The sequence below is a fragment of the Blastopirellula sp. SH421 genome, assembly GCF_057808535.1.
Genome location: NZ_CM173712.1, coordinates 6274202 through 6290953, shown reverse-complemented (window position 1 = coordinate 6290953; position 16752 = coordinate 6274202). Strand labels below are relative to the sequence as shown.

Genomic DNA, 16752 nt, shown 5'->3' with positions numbered 1-16752 from the left:
TGAAGCATCTTCGTAGGCGGGATGAAGAAATAAATAATCTCGCCGAGCCGGCGGAAGCCTGGAACAAATCCGAAAATCTTTGTCCGGTGCGAGTCTTGGTTTGCGATGAGTCTTTCAAGGCTGTTTTCGGCCGATTGACTGCTGTGAATTTGATCCCAATGGCAGGCGGGCTGTGGGACAGATTGCTTGTGCATCTCGCCCCTTTTTCCCAGAGTGATGATGCTCATGGGTCCGGATTGATTCCCTAATGCACTACTATTTAGCGCGCAAGGGATAATAACTTTCCGCAGCTAGTTGACTCCCCAAAAGAGGAGTCTTAGATTGATATTCGCTGCTGCTTCATCTTTTCTGACTGTATCAGTCGACCCAAGGCAAGGAGGATGACGATGCGATCTCACTCACTCATCGCGGCCAGTGCATTGTTGATAGCGACACTTTTCGTGACGCCGACGTTATTGGCGCAAGGGCTGTTTGGCGGATCTGGTAACCAAGGTTCAGGATGGGGCGGCCAGTCGAATCGCGGCGGCTACTATCCAGAGCACGACAATAACAATGGCCTAGAAAAAGCGATCGTCGGCGGGATCTTTGGCGCGATCGAACAAGGAATCAAAGCGAGTAACAATAACAACAACAATGACCGATACGATCGAAATCGGCGGTATTACGACGATGAGTACAATCGGCCGCAACGCCAGCAATATTATCCGCAGCCAAATTACTATCCGACGCCTGCTCCGGCGAAAGTAGTTCCGGCGGCGCCCAAAAATGTAGCGCCGAAGAAGAATCCTGCGCCGGTGAAAAAGGTGGCGGCGGTCAAAAATCAAGTCGTCAACACCGCTAGTTTTTTGAGTCTGACCAATCAAGACATTGAGCGAGCGAATGAAAAGCTGCAAGACCAGCAAGAGGAAGAACTGGACGACATTGAAGAGGATTTGAAGGACCAACTACCTCCCAGCGACACCGATTTGATCACCCAGATGCAGCAAGCAGGCATCATGGATCCCAACATTCAAAAACAAATCTTGGAAGCCAAAAACAAAGGTGACGCGGCAACGGTGCAGATTCTTTACAACGCCAACGCCAATCCCGCTCATGCCGGAGAAGCGATCGATCTGGCGAAAAAAGTGAATCTCCAAAACGATCTGAATGACTTACGCGATCAGAATCAGAACGGCAAACTGACGGAACGTGATATAGATCGCTTCACCGATGACGTGAAAAACCTGCTTCCGCCGGGCAAGGATCGCGATCATTTGCTCGACAATCTGGCTGAGATGGGCCAAACGGCGAAAGTTCAACAGTTGCTTAACGGCGCTATCCCCAATCCCGGCATGAATGGGCTAGGCGGCGGTACGGTCACCGTGATCCACAATCCAAATCTCCCCAACGGAACCGTCATTAACCTGGGCAACGGATCGGTGATGGTCGGCACCGGCGGCAACGGTAATTTAAATGTTAGTACGTCGACGTTGGCCGGAGCGATGGGGTTGCCGGTTGCTCAATCGCTGCCGGTTCCTGAATCGGACGCAACGATTCCGACCAGTGGAGTCGTACTGCGTAACGCATCTGCCAATGGAGAGGAAATCGCCTACGTCATCAACGACAAATATGATTACTCGATGAAAGCCGGCCACCTTCAAGCGCTGGGTGACGGCAAGTGGATTATCACCTACGATCGCGGCGCTTCGTTTGGCGAAGCGAGATACACGCTGACCACCGGCACGTATGAGTTTACTCCCGGCGACAACGGTTGGGCGCTGGTATCCAAAAAGTTTCATGTCGAGATCGACAATTCAGGGAATCCAAATCCATTCAACTATGTCGTCAACAATGCCGCTTCGGTCGTCGGTCCGCATAGCGTGAAAACCCATGACAGCGCGTATCCAATCGAAGTTCGGTTTGATCGCGGTGACGGCAAAGGGGAAGAACGCAAAGTTTTGAATGGGGGAGCCTTTCAGGTTGCCGTCAGCCCCAGTGATAACCTGTGGGACCTCTATTCGACCGACGGTGCACCGGTAATCGCCGGAGACGCCGGCGCCGGGCTCAACCTGTTCGGCAACTAACCGCCGCTTAGAGGAATCAACTCGAGCTCATTGCCGAGAATTGAAATGCTGATGCGTAAAGATTCTCAGGGACGTCCAATTTGGGCGTCCCTTTTCTTTACATGCTGGGAGAAAGCCGGCTGGAAACTCGGCAAAGAGGGAAAAAAATCAGCTTAGCGGCCCGGTTTCTGGTTATCTGATTTAGTTTAGGCTAGACTTACCGTTACATCCTAACATGCGGCGAACCCATCCAGAGTCGCTGCAATTTTGGCGTTATGCACACCTCGCGCCAAAAGCTTCCCCCCGTCTGTTGCATTCAATCCTGAGAGAACGACCCTATGAAGAAATTGCCTGGTCTTCTTCTATTTGCCGCGATCATCGCGACGACCACCTTTGTTTCGGCCGTTCGGGCCGAAGAAGGTTTTAAATCGATCTTTGACGGCAAAACGCTGAAAGGTTGGCGCGGCAAAGAGCAGTTTTGGAGCGTCCAAGATGGGATGATTACGGGACAAACCACGCCCGAGAATCCGACCCAGGGAAACACCTTCCTGATCTGGGATGACGGCAAGGTCGATGACTTTGAATTGAAGTTGAAATACAAAATTGTCGGCGGCAACTCGGGCATACAGTATCGCTCGACCGATCTAGGCGACTACGTTGTCAAGGGTTACCAGGCCGACATCGACAGCGGCGATACCTACAGCGGCATCAACTACGAAGAACGGGGCCGCGGGATCATCGCCAATCGTGGGATCAAAGCGACCATCTTCGACGGCAACAAAGGAAACAAGAACGATCGGTTCGCCGAATCGGCTGACATCCAAGCCAAGATCAATAAAGAAGATTGGAACGAGTACCACATCGTCGCCAAGGGAAACCACCTGACGCATTACATTAACGGCGTCAAGACTTCGGAAGTGATCGACGAAGGCAAAACCGACAATCGTGAGAGCGGGATTCTGGCTTTGCAATTGCACGCCGGTCCGCCGATGGTCGTGCAGTTCAAGGACATTGAGCTGAAACGAACCAAGCTGGAAGACGGCAAAAAAAAAGTAGTCTTCGTACCCGGTAACCCCAGCCATGGCTGGGGACAGCACGAGCACACCGGCGGTTGCCGCTTGTTGATGTTGGCGCTGACCGAAAATGTCTCCGGCTTTCAAGCGGCGATTTATCCCGGCGGCTGGCCACAGGATCCAACCGCTTTTGACAATGCCGATGCAGTCGTCGTCTATTGTGACGGCGGCGGCGGACATCTGCTGAACGCTCACTTGGACCAATTTGACAAATTGATGAAATCAGGCGTCGGTCTGGCCTGTATCCACTACGGCGTCGAAGTTCCCAAGGGTGAGCCCGGCGACAAGTTTGTGGACTGGATCGGCGGCTATTTTGAAACCGACTATAGCGTCAATCCGCACTGGACTGCCGACTTCAAAACCTTCCCTGATCATCCGGTCGCCAACGGCGTGAAGCCGTTTTCGATCAATGACGAGTGGTACTACAACATGCGGTTTCGCAATGACATGAACGGCGTCACGCCGATCTTGTCGGCGGTTCCGCCCAAGTCGACCTTGGATCGACCTGATGGCCCGCATAGCGGCAATCCTGCCGTACGCGCCATGATTGGCCAACCGCAGCATGTTGCCTGGGCGGCTGAACGTCCGGATGGCGGTCGCGGCTTTGGCTTTACGGGCGGCCACTTCCACAACAACTGGGGCAACGAGGACTTCCGCAAGGTCGTGCTGAACGCGATCGTCTGGATCTCTGGTGAAAAAGTTCCGGCCAACGGTGTTGAGTCGAAATCGCTCTCGCAGAATGACCTGGAAGGGCTGCTCGGCCCCAACCCGAACGCGAAAAAAAAAAGCTAGTTGAGGCCCAGGCCCAAGCCGCCAAACAGCCTGCCGCTAAAGTAGATGCTGCGGATAAGGCCAAATTTCAAAGCAAAGTTGTCACCACGCAAACGCCGGGGCACGCGGTCGACGTCGACGTTGACATCACCGGTGCGAAAGAGCTTTATCTGGTGGTGCAGGATGCAGGCGATGGCTTTGCCTGCGACTGGGCCGACTGGATGGAACCGCGTCTGATTGGTCCAGCCGGCGAAAAGAAGCTGACCGAGTTGGATTGGAAATCGGCCACCACGCAGTGGCGCTCGGTCAATCGAAATCGCAACGTGGATGGCGCTCCGCTTCGCGTCAACGGCCAGCCGGTCGAATATGGCATCGGCACGCACGCCAATTCGGTCATCGCCTATGACCTGCCGCCAGGTTTTACCCGTTTCAAAGCGAAAGGGGGCATTGATAACGGCGGCAGCGATCAAGGGCAAACCTCAAGCGTTAGCTTTGCGGTCTATACGCAAAAACCGTCCGCCAAAGCGTTGAGCATTGTCGCGTCAGGCGGAATAACGCGTGAGCCCGAGGAAGCGATTGATGGGCTTGACGTTTATGACGGTCTTGAAGCGACTCTAGCTGCTTCAGAGCCTGCTTTGAAAAGTCTGACCAATCTGGATGTCGATCATCGCGGTCGCGTCTGGGTTTGCGACGTGATGAACTATCGCGGCAACAATGGCTCGCGTCCCGAAGGGGATCGTATCTTGATCTTGGAAGACGCCGATGGAGATGGGGTCTGCGAGCAAGAGAAGCTCTATTATCAAGGTCGCGACATCGATTCGGCGATGGGGATTTGTGTTCTTGGCGACAAGGTGATTGTGTCGGCGGCGCCCAACATCATTGTCTTTACCGATACCGACGGCGACGACAAGCCTGATCAAAAAGAATTGCTGTTCACCAAGACGGGGCAGCAGCAACATGATCACTCGGCTCACTCGTTTCTGTTTGGTCCCGATGGCAAGCTGTACTGGAATGTCGGCAACACCGGCCAGCATGTCTTTGATAAGGATGGTCAGCCGGTCATCGATATCCATGGCCGCGAAGTGGTCGATAACGGGCGCCCTTTCTTTGGCGGAATGCCGTTCCGCTGCAATCTGGACGGGAGCGAATTTGAAGTTCTGGCTCACAACTTCCGTAACAATTACGAAGTGACGGTCGACTCGTTCGGCACGCTGTGGCAAAGTGACAACGACGACGACGGCAACCGCGGCGTCCGCATCAACTATGTCATGGAGCAGGGAAACTTTGGCTATCGCGATGAAATGAACGGATCGAGTTGGCAGACGCCGCGCACCGGGATGAGTGATGAAATTCCGCTGCGGCACTGGCACCTCAATGATCCCGGCGTGGTGCCCAACTTTTTGCAAACCGGCGCCGGCTCGCCGACCGGTATTTGCGTTTACGAAGGTCGCTTGCTGCCACAGGTTTTTTGGGATCAAGTGATCCACTGCGACGCCGGTCCCAACATTGTTCGGGCCTATCCGGCGACCAAAGAGGGCGCCGGCTATAAGGGCGAGATGGTCGATGTTTTGTTTGGCGCGCGAGACAACTGGTTTCGCCCGGCGGACGTTTGCGTCGCTCCTGATGGCTCGCTGTTTGTCACCGACTGGTACGATCCAGGCGTCGGCGGTCATGCTCAACGCGATCTCGATCGCGGGCGTTTGTTTCGCATCGCTCCCAAGGGAGAGCGTTACAACGTGCCAAAGTACGACTACAGTACGGTCGAAGGGGCATTAGCGGCGCTTGAAAACCCTAATCTCTCGGTCCGCTACATGGCCTGGACGTCGCTTCACAACCAAGGAGTGAAAGCGGAAGAGGGCCTGCGGAAGATGTTCGAGACCCATGCCAATCCGCGCGTTCGTGCTCGCGCACTATGGCTACTTGGCAAGATCGAAGGTCGCGGCGAACATTACGTCGCGCAAGCGGTCGCCGACAAAGACGCCGACATTCGGATCACCGGTTTGCGATTGGGCAAAGAACTAAAGTTGCCGATCGAATCGCTGGTTGCAAAATTGGTCAACGATCCTTCGCCGCAAGTTCGTCGCGAAGCGGTGATCTCTTTGCGATTTGCCGATAGTCCTGAGGCCGCAAAGTTGTGGGCGCAGCTCGCCGTGCAGCATGACGGTCAGGACCGTTGGTATCTAGAAGCACTGGGGATTGGCGCGGATCTGAACTGGGACGCTTGCCTGGCTGCTTACATGGGCCAGGTCGGCGACAAGTGGGACACGCCTGCTGGTCGCGACATTGTGTGGCGCAGCCGTGCTGAACAGACGCCGGGCTTATTGGCTGCGATCATTCGCAATCGTGCTACATCGATAGAAATTTTGCCGCGCTACTTTCGCGCGTTTGATTTCCAGGCCGGTAGCGACGCAAAGAGCCAAGTCCTTGCCGACTTGGCATTCTCCGGCGCCGGTGCTGACTCCAAGACGCAATCGCTGATCTTGAGCGAAGCGATTAGTCGGTTGAACGGATTCGACGTTTCGAAGAATCCAGAGCATGCGAACTCATTGAAATCGGCGCTGCAGAAACTAGCCGGCACGCCGGTCTTTGTCGAACTGGTCGACAAGTTCAACGTGACGGATCGATTTGGCGACCTGCTGGCGATCGCTCAGCAGCAACCTTCCGAAGCGACCGGAGTCGCAGCAATGAAGGTGCTGTTGGACAAGGACCAACAAGCGATGGTTAACAATGCGATCAACGACAAAGATCTGGAGAAAGCAATCGCAACTGCTGAAGCGGTTGGCAACTCGGCTGCGGGGCCGGCACTGGGGATCATGCAGACGTTGGTCGACGATCCAGCGAAGGATCTCGCACTGCGCCGCATCGCGGTGAAGGCGCTGGCCGCCAATCGCGGCAGCGCAAACAAGCTGCTGGCGCTGGCCAAATCAGGCAAGCTCGATCCGGCGCTAATGCAAGCTGCCGCCGCTCCGCTGACCGCTTCCACTTGGCAAGAGGTCCGCGAGCAAGCGACGGCGATCTTCCCGGCGCCGCCGAGCAAGGATAACAAGCCTGTGCCGCCGCTGGCCGAACTGATCAAGATGCGTGGCGACGCCGCCAACGGGCAAAAGCTGTTCGCCGGCGAGGCGACCTGCGCCAAGTGCCACATCGTCAACGATCAGGGGAAAGAGGTCGGCCCAAACCTTAGCGAGATCGGCTCGAAACTAAGTCGCGAAGCGATGTTTGAATCGGTCTTATATCCTAGCGCCGGCATCAGCCACAACTATGAGAACTTTGCGGTCTTGCTTGACAACGGCACGGCGATCACCGGGCTACTGGTCAGCGAAACCGATGAAGCGATCACAATCAAGAATCAGGAAGGGCTGGTTCGTTCGTTCTCGCAAGACGAAGTCGAGGAGATGAAAAAACTGTCGACTTCGTTGATGCCCAATGATCTGCAAAAGCTGATGACAGTGCAGGAATTGGTCGATGTGACTGCTTACCTGGAAACGCTGAAAAAGAAGAACTAACGGTACTGCGTTACGTTTCCGATCGACAACATGAAAGTCCTTGCCGGCAGCGGCAAGGACTTTTTTTTATGGCTGCTCGCTCGGCTGATGACGCATCAGCGTCTCCAGCTCGGCGGCAACATCTTGCGCGATCGCTTGCGGCTGTAATGCTGACACAAACTGGTGCAGCCGATTATTCGACTCGGTTTCCCACTGGTGCGTGCCGTTGGCGAAGATGTGATTGCGTCCCTGGGTGACTAGCTTCCAGGGAGTGCCTGTGCCGCGGGCAGCAACCATCACGGCGATCTGATCGGCGCTGTGACGATTGTGCGGCTTGCCACCAAAGTAAAGCTCATAGACCCGACGCACCGGATTTGTCGGCGGCAGTTGTGCCAGCGACTTGCCTGTGGCGACCGCTTCGGCGAAGGCGCCTCCACCGGTGAAAGTGATCTTGGTTGGCCACTGTGTGATTGCGAGTAAGGTCGAATCGGGATCCATTTTGAAGTTGCCCCACGGGTTCGGATCAAGATCGGCCGGATAGCGGCTGCCCATGCAGACCCATTCTTTGACTTTGGCGGCGACTAGCTGGCGACCATCCAGCGGCGAATATTCATCGGCGGCAGTCGCGAGCAAGTAACGCAGGTTAGTCAGATCGCCGACGGTGACGATCACAACGCTGCCATCAGGCTGCGCGGCCAGAATACGGCGATAGAGTGGCACGGCGTCGGGCGCAGCCGCGCCGCTGGAGAAATCATGCGCGAACTCGGCTGCGATCTGGCGGGCGAACTTCGAGCCTTGCCGACTCGCGCCCTTCCCCTTCGAAACGCCGATTGGTAAATCAGGTCGACCAAAATAAGTATTAATTGCATCAACGCAGGCGCCAGACCAGGCATGGCTGGACGAGACCATTGTCCCCAAGATCTCGACTTCGCCGCGATCGGCCAGCGCATGCAAGATTGCCAACGCACCGGCGTCATCGCAGTCGCTGTCCATGTCGGTATCCAACAGGATGCGGACCGGCGGTGTCGCAAAGCTTGGGCTGTACCAGTCGGCAACGAGCAGCAGCACAAGCCAGTAGGCGAAGATCCGATACATTGGGCGATCTCGATCGACAGAACAAGGAATGCACGAACCGGTTAGAAGCAGCAAGTAGTTAACGGTAGTACTCCTTCGCCCTACATGGCGTGATTGGGCGAACAGCTTCTATGGCGATCCCATGTAACCGTCGATCGTCAAAGCTTTTTGAAATGAGCCAGAAATTTTATCTGCCAGCGTCTGACGATCAAACAATGTCGAGTCGACGTGGTACCTCTCGGTCAACAACAGGGCAAGACGTTCACCAATCCGTGAGTTTGTGTGAAGTGCTGTTTCTACTAAGAATCGTTTGACATATTGTAGGTCAAACCGGTCAGGGCTCAGCACTTCGCCGCTTGCAACGTGAGATTTCACCATGAGCGTAAGTCGCCTGGCGTCGGAGTCCGTTAAGACGCCGGTATTGTGCGTAATGTTGTGACGTAATTGCCATAAGATAGCGAGCGTAGTCGCACGCGAGCGCTCTGACGTCGGATTCTGTTTTTCGTTGGGAAACAGAAACTCCCACGGTTCGCCAAAGTGCGGCTTAAGAATGTGGCGAAATCTCTCGTTGATCGTTTGATTGCTGAGCCATGTGTCGGATTCGCACATTGCCTTGCCGACAGATCCGGCGTCGAATTGCGTCGCGAGACTTCCACCGGTCGGCGAGAACTTATCGAAACGATCGTCGATTGTGTAAGGAGCGATTGAGTCCACGCACACGATTGCAGTCTCTTTGACAAACCGTTCAAACGCCTCGACCATGCTGACAAGCACCATCCGACGCAATAAGGACATATGGCGATCGTATACGGCAGCATACACCGATTGCATAGAAACATGATCGTCAATGTACTTGATCAAATTCAGACAAGCGTTGATCCGCTCTTCAAAAGAACGAATCGGCGCATCAAGTCCAGTCGAGAGAGGATCGACATGGGTTAGAAGATCGCGAACCTTTTGATTCAGATCGATCGGCGGGCGCCCCGGCATGCTTGTCCATTCTGTGAGTCTTAGGCGTTTGCAGCTTCGGGATCTTCCGCAAGCAGCCACTGAATGCTTTCACCTTCCCAAGAGAGGAGAAAAGTTCGGGCCTTTGAGTTGTTGTCCGTGTTCGCGAGGTCGTCGATTTTTGGATGCGAAATGGATTCGCCATGGGCATGCGAACCATCGCGAGGATCAAAGATTTTGAGCCCCTCCGAGATGCGACGTAATTCGGTCGATAATTCTTCACTTGGACAAGGGAAATCAACACGCGAAGTGAGGAGCGGATCACCGTCAACCGTCCACCAGGCTTGATTTTGCCTATCCAACCACATCGCCAATTCATCGGCTCTGATCGTAAAGTACGGGAGCTTGAGTGTTTCAGACATAATAAAGGTCAGTCTGTTTTGACAACAATTCTGTACAAAAGACAATTGAGGTGAGTCAGGGACAGCTCAAGTTTATTCTACTCGCATCCGCTTCTTACGGACAACTCTTTGGTCTTGAGACATGTTTTTTTGCCTATTCCCCCAATCGTGTTTCTTTTATGAGATGCTACTGCGTGGCTTTTCTTCGCAATGCGTTTCGCCGGGCCGAAAATCGTTATTGTTTTGTAGAATGCTTACCAGCCAAGCCGTGCATCAGGACGTTATCGCCGAGTGCTTCGATGGACACGTCGCTTAGGGCCAGCGCTTCGCTCATGTCGGACCAGCCGTCGCCGCCGATCGGACTGGGCGCATGACGGCCACCGATAAGCTTGGGAGCGATGAATGCAAAGACTTCGTCAATTTGGGAGATTGCCAGAAACTGCCCGAGTAGTCCAGCGCCCCCTTCAACCAAGATATTGGTGAGCCGGCGTCGCCCCAGTTCCAGCAGCAGCGCGTCGAGTCGTTCAGCACGCTCGGCACCAGCGCAAGCCAAGACTTCGCAGCCTGCTTGCCGCAAAGCGGCGCATTTCGCGGGATCGGCGTCCGCTTTCACGGCGATCAGCACCGGCGTCTCGTTCGCGGTTTGCACCAGTTTGCTGTTCAGCGAAAGGGTTGCATCGCCGTCGACAACAATACGTAGCGGCGTGCGTAAGCCTGGGGGGCGAACTGTGAGTTGCGGATCGTCCAGTTGCGCGGTTCGACTTCCGACTACGATTGCATCCATTCGGCCGCGTAAGCGATGGACGCGTTCGCGAGCCAATTCGTTGGAGATCCAGCGACTGCTTCCCGTCTGGCTGGCCAGCTTGCCATCCAGCGTCATTGCCCATTTGGCGATTACCCAGGGACGCTGCGTAGCAAGCAGCTTGCGATAGGGAGCGCTGAGCCGTTGCGCTTCAGCTTCCAGCAGACCCACTTCGACCTTGATGCCGGCCGCTTGTAGTTGCTTGATACCGCCGCCGTCGACCTGGCCGAAGGGATCTTGCTGCGCGATCACCACGCGAGCGACCTGAGCGGCGATCAATGCGTCACTGCAGGGAGGCGTTTTGCCATGATGGCAACAGGGCTCTAACGTGACATAGGCGGTCGCGCCGCGAACGACTTTGTCACCGCAATTCGCCAGTGCGGCCCGCTCTGCGTGCGGGCCGCCATATTTAGCGTGATAGCCGCGACCGATGACCTGGCCAGCTTGAACGATGACGCAACCGACCATTGGATTGGGTTCGGCGTCGCCTTGTCCGAGCGAGGCCAATTGCAGGGCCTCGCGCATGTATCGCTCATCATCGGCGGAAAATTGCATTATGTCTTCGCCGCTCGCGCGGTTAGTCCATGCCGGGCATCCAAAGTTTCGACTTTTGCTCCTCGCCTGCCGCTGCTGCGGGGGCGGCGCTGGGATTGTCTGGAGTCCAGACTCCACCGCCAGCGGCCGGGGTCGACGCCATCGGAGGCGGGCCGCCGCCTCCCGGCGGCATGCCGGTTGGACGACCATCCGCGCCGATGATCCCAAATTGATAGAGGAGCTGCATCAAGGGGCGGGCTACTTCGGCTTCCTGCATGTGATTCTGCGTGAGGTCATTCAGCAGCATTTGCGACTCTTGAGAGTCGCGGCGCTCTAGGCGTAGGCCGAGTTCGGCCAGCTTCCACATGCCGGGCGACTGACCATCGGCGATGGCCGCCGCTTGGGCTTGCTTCAGGTAGCCGATTGCTTGATCGGAATCGCCGCAGTTTCGTGCGAGTTGTCCAAACAGCTCTCCCTTGTCGATCTGGTTGGCGAGCGACTCACGAGAGAGCAACGCTTCGGCAAAGATCCGGATCGCAGCTCGTTCGGCTGAGATCACCGAGCGGCCATAGGCTTTGACCAGATCGGCATCGTCCAGCGTGGTCGGATCAACACGACAGAGCCGGACGCTAGGCAGCGAATCAATTTCGATTTGCGAGCCAATCAACGTATCGAGCGTCGGCAACTGCAGCTTTGTACGGAGTTCGTTGAAGTCAAACTTCCACTGTTGCTGCTGTCCGGCGTTTTCTAGCACCAACACAGCGGCAGCTAGTTTTACTCGCAAGGCTGCGTCACCGACTGCTTCGCGGGGAGATTTGTCGCCGAGCGCCGGTTGGGGCTGCGCCGTCCAGTTCTCGAGTAACGCCTGACGGCGACGCTCGTGAGTCAACGCTTGTTTTTGAGCGGCCGTGGCCGAATCGGGCAGGCGCCAGCTCCAGGTCAGCACGGCTTCGGCCATTGGAATCTGGCCGAGCTGCTTTTCGGCGCCAATTTCTCCGATCGAGTCGCCGCAGATCTCGCGGAGCGTCGCGATGGTCGCATCAAACTTGTCGTTCTTCATGGTTGACAGTTCGAGCCGCGCTCCACGGTCGGTCTCTTTACCGAAGACCAGCATCTCGCCCAGCACATTTGGAGCGGTCTCGACGGTCATGCCTTCGGCTGACTCAGGTACTGCCCGATCGAGCAGCCAATAGGCGACTTTGGGCGGCGGGTTGTCTCCGTCGGCTAATTGCGAGATATCGACCGGCAGCATGTTGGCGCGATCATCGAGACGTAGCTTCTCCAGCACTGCTTCGAGGTCTTGAACCGAGAAGGGGACAGTTACCATGTCGTATTGCGGGCCGGGATCATCCGACAGCAACTGGGCGAGTGCTTCCGCTTCGACCGCGGCTTCAAAATCGCTCCGCTCGGCGGCGGCGGCGTAAGAATGCAGATAACCGATCGCCGCTGCGTTGTAGCCCAGCGTTGAGGTCAGGACGGCCAGGTTTTCTAGCAGCGCCGTATTACGGGGAGCAGTTGTTCTTAATTGCTCGAATAGGTTGATGGCTTTGCGCCAGCGACCGGCGCCTGCTTCGCCTAGGGCCGCTTCAAATTCTTCCTGCTTCGGAAAATCGCTGGGACATTCGGCCAACGAAGGATCGGTCTTCAGCAGTGAAGGGAGTTCACGCGACGAGTTGATCCGCATCAACAACTGCATCGCCATGTTGTCTTCTTCTGGCGCGATGCTGCTTTGCATCATGAGGTGAGCGCGTGCAGCGGGGATCTTGCTATCCATCAGCAGCGCTTGACCGACGGCGCCCAACGCTTCGTAGACGGCAAAGTGCAGCTGCTGCGGCGATAGTTCGAGCGCCGTTTGTAGTTCCTCAACCGCTTCGCTGGGCTTGCCGGTCGCGGCCAGATGCGAGGCATGCAGTGCGTGCGCAGCCGGGTTGTCAGGATGTTTATCGAGAAATTCGCCAATCGCAGCGGTGATATTCGCTTCTTCACCGAATTGCATTTGCAGAATCGTGCGATAGAAGAGCGGGACCGAATGATCGGGGTAACGTTCGAGCAGCTTCTGCACGACGTCGAGCGCCGCTACCCGTTGCTCGCCAGCCAACATCCGCTCGATCTTCTCCAGATCGGGAATCATCTCCGGGCAGTAGAATTTGATTTTCTTATTCGTTCCGCAGGGGGAGTTCGAATAGGGATCAATCGACATGATGACTCCGCGTATGGGTCTGGTCTCGTTCATCCGGCGCTGGAAGCGACGATCTAAGCTCGAAATGCTAACACACCTTGCGCTCGCTGACGAGCAGCGAATTGGCCGGCGCTAGTCGCCCCCCTGTTTGAGTCTGGCGGCGAACTTTTTCCGGAATTTGTCGACTTTGGGGGCAATAACCGCCGCGCAATAAGACTGGGTGGGGTGACTGTCAAAGTAGTTCTGGTGATAGTTTTCGGCCGGAAAATAGTTGGTGAGGGGAGAAATCTCGGTCACGATTGGCGCGGGAAACGATTTCGCCTGGTCCAACTGCTGGCAAAACTTCTCCGCCGCTTCTTTTTGGGCTAAGTCATGGGTGAAGATGACCGAGCGATATTGCGTGCCGACGTCGGCGCCTTGACGGTTGAGCGTGGTCGGATCGTGGGTCTGAAAAAAGATCTCCAGCAACGACTCGTACTCAATCAGCGCTGGGTCGTACTCAATCCGCAGCACTTCGGCGTGACCGGTGGAGCCGCGGCAGACCGCCTCATAAGTCGGATTGTCGGTGGTTCCGCCAGAGTAGCCTGGCTCGACATGCGTGACCCCTTCAAGGCGTTGAAAAATCGCTTCAGTACACCAAAAACAGCCGCCGCCAAAAGTTGCTTCCGCCATGGAATGAGTGCTCGCTTTGCGTGTCGCACGGGTGGATTGAAATCGCTTGCCTATTTATATCGCGCCCAACCAAGAAAGTAGTCACGCCGTGGCGGCAACGACAGGCGCCCCGCAGCGGGAGGGGTGATAATCGCCGCCTGCAGATGAGGCGGAGTGGGGGTGTTGGATGGTCTGAAAAAGAAATTATATTTTGATATTGTTGATTGACGGCATGATCGATTATTGTCTACAATCACAGTTGCCTCTTCTGTAACGGCAATTATCTCTTCGTCGTTTGTCTTCTTTACATAACTTCTTTTCCGTTGGCACTTTCATGACTATTCCCAAACGCTTCGGCTTTACGCTGGTGGAGCTGCTGGTCGTCATCGCCATCATCGGCGTATTGATCGCCCTGCTGCTACCCGCGGTGCAGCAAGCTCGTGAAGCGGCTCGACGCATGACCTGCTCGAACCACTTAAAACAACTTGGATTGGCGCTGCACAACTATCACGACACCCACCTGGTTTTTCCGCCGGGGGTGCTCGCAAGTGGTTTGAACGCTGCGCTACCGACACCACCACGTTCGATGTCGTGGATGCCGCTCCTCTTGCCATTTCTCGAGCAAGCGCCGCTGCATGATCAGCTTTCGCCTTATATGAAAACTCACAATTCGAATTCGTTCCCTTCGAATTTGATGAACACAAAGATCGAGACTCTAATGTGTCCGTCGGATCCAAATCGAGGTCAAACAGGTGAGGTTCACACGACTGATCCGCTTAATCCAGGGGATAACGATGACGGCTTCCATGGCAACTATCTTCTGTGCCATGGCAGCGAAGAAATCACGACGACGACCGATAATACGGCCAACGGAATGTTCTTCTACCTCTCAAAAACCGATTTTTCAAGTATTACTGATGGAACCTCGAATACGGTGATGGGTGCCGAGATACTGCTAGTTCCCTCTAACATCGCCGGCAAGCGAGATTGGCGCGGACGCTATTATCGCGCAGATCACCTCAGTAGTATTGTCAGTACTCTGCTTCCGCCGAATACCACCGCTACTGACAAATGCCGCACATGCCAAGGGGCTCCTGAAAGTCCGCTCTATGCCCCTTGCGTATGGAGCACTGACACGCAGGTCATTTACGCTCGCAGCCAGCATCCCGGCGGAGTGATGACTTTGTTTGGTGACGCAAGCGTACAATTTATTCCCGAGACGATCGACACGATCACTTGGAATCGGTTAGGGACGCGTGCTGGTGGTGAAGTAACCGGCGATTTTTAAGTCGAGCTTCCAATAGGTCACTTGAAGTTGTGTTTTGTCCTTTTTTCGTGGCCTTCAGCTGTGAGCAAGTCAAAATGAAAGCTTATAAATCACTTGGCTGGGGGATTGCCGTCGGAATTGTGGCATTCAGCATACTTGGCTGCGCAAAGACGGCTCCTAATGTCGCTTCTGGAGTCGTCACTATGAAGGGCGAGATGATCGAAGCCGGCGAAATCATATTTCTCCCAGTCGATGGCAAAGGTTCCGTTGGAGCAGGTCCGATCGTAAACGGCGAGTTCTCCTTCGAGTGCCAGCCAGGCGAAAAGATGGTCAAGGTCACCGCGACCAAAGAAATGGGCGTTGCGCCTGACGGTTTGCCCAACTATGTCTCCTATATACCAAAGCAGTACAACACCGAGACAAAGTTGACCGCCAAGGTCACTGAGGGTGGAGAGAACAAGTTTTCGTTTGATTTAAAGTAGTCAAACTTCGCTGAGAGATGAAAACATCAAGAGGGGAGTTCGGCTGATCCGAGTTCCCCTTTTTTGTTTCGCGATGCTTTGCAGCCGGTTGGGTTTTGGGGACGATGATCAGTCGCGTACTAGCTCACAAACGCCCCAGGTGCTGGGATCTTCGTCAAAGGGAAACTGCGTGCCGACGCTAAAGTTTTGCCAGCCTAGCTCGCGATCCATTACGGCGTAGTAGAAGCCAATGCGATCGTATTCGCTGGGATCATATCCGGTCAGCGCCGTCGCCGGGACGCAGCACTCGAGAAAGTAGCCATCCGCTTTCATTTGGCTGCGTATTCGCAACTCGCCGGGGCGGATCGGCTTGGCGTTTTCGCGGGCACGATTGATCAGCAACTGATCGGCCGCTGGTTCACGCAGGGAGTGTCCTCCCCCAGTCGGCAAAAAGGCGTATCGATGGCAGAACTTGGTCGCGCGGTGCACGTTATTGGTGGCCCGAGTATCGATCCAGATCTGGACTCCGTCGCTTTCAACGGCGCGGCTCTCTCGGCACCAAGCGGCTTGGCGCTTGCCGGAGACGTCGACCGAAAAGGCGATTCCGCGCTCGTTCCAGGCGGCGCGAACATCGGCAAACTGCCGACGTCCCTCGAGATGGCCAAAGGACTGCAGGCGGTATTCTTCTTCAAATGCAAGCGGTTTGTCGCTCCAGATCTTCGCGCGATAGCGGAGCGGCACCGAAAAATGAAACAGAAAGGGGGGAGATAAGACGGCGGACATGCGATTCTGGTCGTTAGTCAAGGAAATGCGAAACCTTCGTTCTACCGGCACACGGCCCTGACGAGAACACCCCCAAAGGGGGCGAGCAGCGGTGCGCGGTACTTTTGACTGTCTAGCGTTGTGTGAGATGCAAAACTTGTAACCCCTTTTTGCTCGGGTAGAATCAGTAGGATTGTGAGTCGCCGCGGCCCTCACCACTCTTAGAGCCTATCCGGAAACTTCAATTTGAACTGGGATCAGCGATTTTCCGCACGCGGCTGCGTTGACCTGCATCGACGAAT

At 55.4% G+C, this 16752-nt stretch carries 12 protein-coding genes and 1 pseudogene; 6 read left to right on the top strand and 7 right to left on the bottom strand.

Going from position 1 to position 16752, the window contains the following annotated elements; genetic code table 11:
• The first annotated feature begins 386 nt into the window (after positions 1–386).
• From SH421x_RS25565 to SH421x_RS25550, 4 genes and pseudogenes are all read left to right on the top strand, one after another.
• The gene (locus SH421x_RS25565; protein WP_488852851.1) at positions 387–2063 is read left to right on the top strand and encodes a hypothetical protein; all 1677 of its coding nucleotides are present in this window, start codon (positions 387–389) and stop codon (positions 2061–2063) included.
• A gap of 317 nt (positions 2064–2380) precedes the next feature.
• Entirely contained in the window at positions 2381–3907 is a 1527-nt protein-coding gene (locus SH421x_RS25560) for a DUF1080 domain-containing protein (protein ID WP_488852850.1), read from the top strand.
• 92 nt (positions 3908–3999) lie between these two features.
• Positions 4000–4062: pseudogene (locus tag SH421x_RS25555) on the top strand (hypothetical protein); the annotation flags it as partial.
• A gap of 45 nt (positions 4063–4107) precedes the next feature.
• Positions 4108–7392: a PVC-type heme-binding CxxCH protein gene (locus tag SH421x_RS25550; RefSeq protein WP_488856492.1), complete on the top strand. Its 3285-nt coding sequence runs from the start codon at positions 4108–4110 to the stop codon at positions 7390–7392.
• Between the two features lie 66 nt (positions 7393–7458).
• On the opposite strand, the gene SH421x_RS25545 is transcribed toward SH421x_RS25550, so the two are convergent.
• The 6 genes from SH421x_RS25545 to msrA all read right to left on the bottom strand — a co-directional run bounded on the left by SH421x_RS25545 (position 7459) and on the right by msrA (position 13981).
• On the bottom strand, positions 7459–8466 hold the full coding sequence (locus SH421x_RS25545; protein WP_488852849.1) for a nucleoside hydrolase: 1008 nt from the start codon (positions 8464–8466) through the stop codon (positions 7459–7461).
• 108 nt (positions 8467–8574) lie between these two features.
• Positions 8575–9435, bottom strand: coding sequence for a hypothetical protein (locus tag SH421x_RS25540; RefSeq protein ID WP_488852848.1), 861 nt, complete (start codon positions 9433–9435; stop codon positions 8575–8577).
• 20 nt (positions 9436–9455) lie between these two features.
• Positions 9456–9815 (bottom strand): hypothetical protein, encoded by a 360-nt coding sequence (locus SH421x_RS25535; protein ID WP_488852846.1) that lies wholly within the window; start codon positions 9813–9815, stop codon positions 9456–9458.
• A 214-nt stretch (positions 9816–10029) separates the two neighbouring features.
• Positions 10030–11151, bottom strand: a complete 1122-nt coding sequence (gene ribD, locus SH421x_RS25530; protein ID WP_488852845.1) for a bifunctional diaminohydroxyphosphoribosylaminopyrimidine deaminase/5-amino-6-(5-phosphoribosylamino)uracil reductase RibD — start codon at positions 11149–11151, stop codon at positions 10030–10032.
• A gap of 22 nt (positions 11152–11173) precedes the next feature.
• Positions 11174–13330, bottom strand: coding sequence for a hypothetical protein (locus SH421x_RS25525; RefSeq protein ID WP_488852844.1), 2157 nt, complete (start codon positions 13328–13330; stop codon positions 11174–11176).
• Between the two features lie 111 nt (positions 13331–13441).
• Positions 13442–13981, bottom strand: coding sequence for a peptide-methionine (S)-S-oxide reductase MsrA (gene msrA / locus SH421x_RS25520; protein ID WP_488852843.1), 540 nt, complete (start codon positions 13979–13981; stop codon positions 13442–13444).
• Between the two features lie 313 nt (positions 13982–14294).
• Between msrA and SH421x_RS25515 the strand changes: the two genes are divergently transcribed.
• Both SH421x_RS25515 and SH421x_RS25510 read left to right on the top strand, forming a co-directional pair.
• Positions 14295–15248, top strand: a complete 954-nt coding sequence (locus tag SH421x_RS25515; RefSeq protein WP_488852842.1) for a DUF1559 family PulG-like putative transporter — start codon at positions 14295–14297, stop codon at positions 15246–15248.
• Between the two features lie 74 nt (positions 15249–15322).
• Positions 15323–15709 (top strand): hypothetical protein, encoded by a 387-nt coding sequence (locus SH421x_RS25510; RefSeq protein WP_488852841.1) that lies wholly within the window; start codon positions 15323–15325, stop codon positions 15707–15709.
• 108 nt (positions 15710–15817) lie between these two features.
• On the opposite strand, the gene SH421x_RS25505 is transcribed toward SH421x_RS25510, so the two are convergent.
• Entirely contained in the window at positions 15818–16471 is a 654-nt protein-coding gene (locus SH421x_RS25505; protein WP_488852840.1) for a sugar-binding protein, read from the bottom strand.
• Positions 16472–16752: the final 281 nt, after the last annotated feature.

Excerpts from the sequence above, each read along its gene's own strand:
- SH421x_RS25565 (WP_488852851.1), top strand. The coding sequence starts at position 387 with ATGCGATCTCACTCACTCATCGCGGCCAGTGCATTGTTGATAGCGACA.
- SH421x_RS25560 (WP_488852850.1), top strand. The coding sequence starts at position 2,381 with ATGAAGAAATTGCCTGGTCTTCTTCTATTTGCCGCGATCATCGCGACG.
- SH421x_RS25550 (WP_488856492.1), top strand. The coding sequence starts at position 4,108 with ATGGAACCGCGTCTGATTGGTCCAGCCGGCGAAAAGAAGCTGACCGAG.
- SH421x_RS25545 (WP_488852849.1), bottom strand. The coding sequence starts at position 8,466 with ATGTATCGGATCTTCGCCTACTGGCTTGTGCTGCTGCTCGTTGCCGAC.
- SH421x_RS25540 (WP_488852848.1), bottom strand. The coding sequence starts at position 9,435 with ATGCCGGGGCGCCCGCCGATCGATCTGAATCAAAAGGTTCGCGATCTT.
- SH421x_RS25535 (WP_488852846.1), bottom strand. The coding sequence starts at position 9,815 with ATGTCTGAAACACTCAAGCTCCCGTACTTTACGATCAGAGCCGATGAA.
- ribD (WP_488852845.1), bottom strand. The coding sequence starts at position 11,151 with ATGCAATTTTCCGCCGATGATGAGCGATACATGCGCGAGGCCCTGCAA.
- SH421x_RS25525 (WP_488852844.1), bottom strand. The coding sequence starts at position 13,330 with ATGTCGATTGATCCCTATTCGAACTCCCCCTGCGGAACGAATAAGAAA.
- msrA (WP_488852843.1), bottom strand. The coding sequence starts at position 13,981 with ATGGCGGAAGCAACTTTTGGCGGCGGCTGTTTTTGGTGTACTGAAGCG.
- SH421x_RS25515 (WP_488852842.1), top strand. The coding sequence starts at position 14,295 with ATGACTATTCCCAAACGCTTCGGCTTTACGCTGGTGGAGCTGCTGGTC.
- SH421x_RS25510 (WP_488852841.1), top strand. The coding sequence starts at position 15,323 with ATGAAAGCTTATAAATCACTTGGCTGGGGGATTGCCGTCGGAATTGTG.
- SH421x_RS25505 (WP_488852840.1), bottom strand. The coding sequence starts at position 16,471 with ATGTCCGCCGTCTTATCTCCCCCCTTTCTGTTTCATTTTTCGGTGCCG.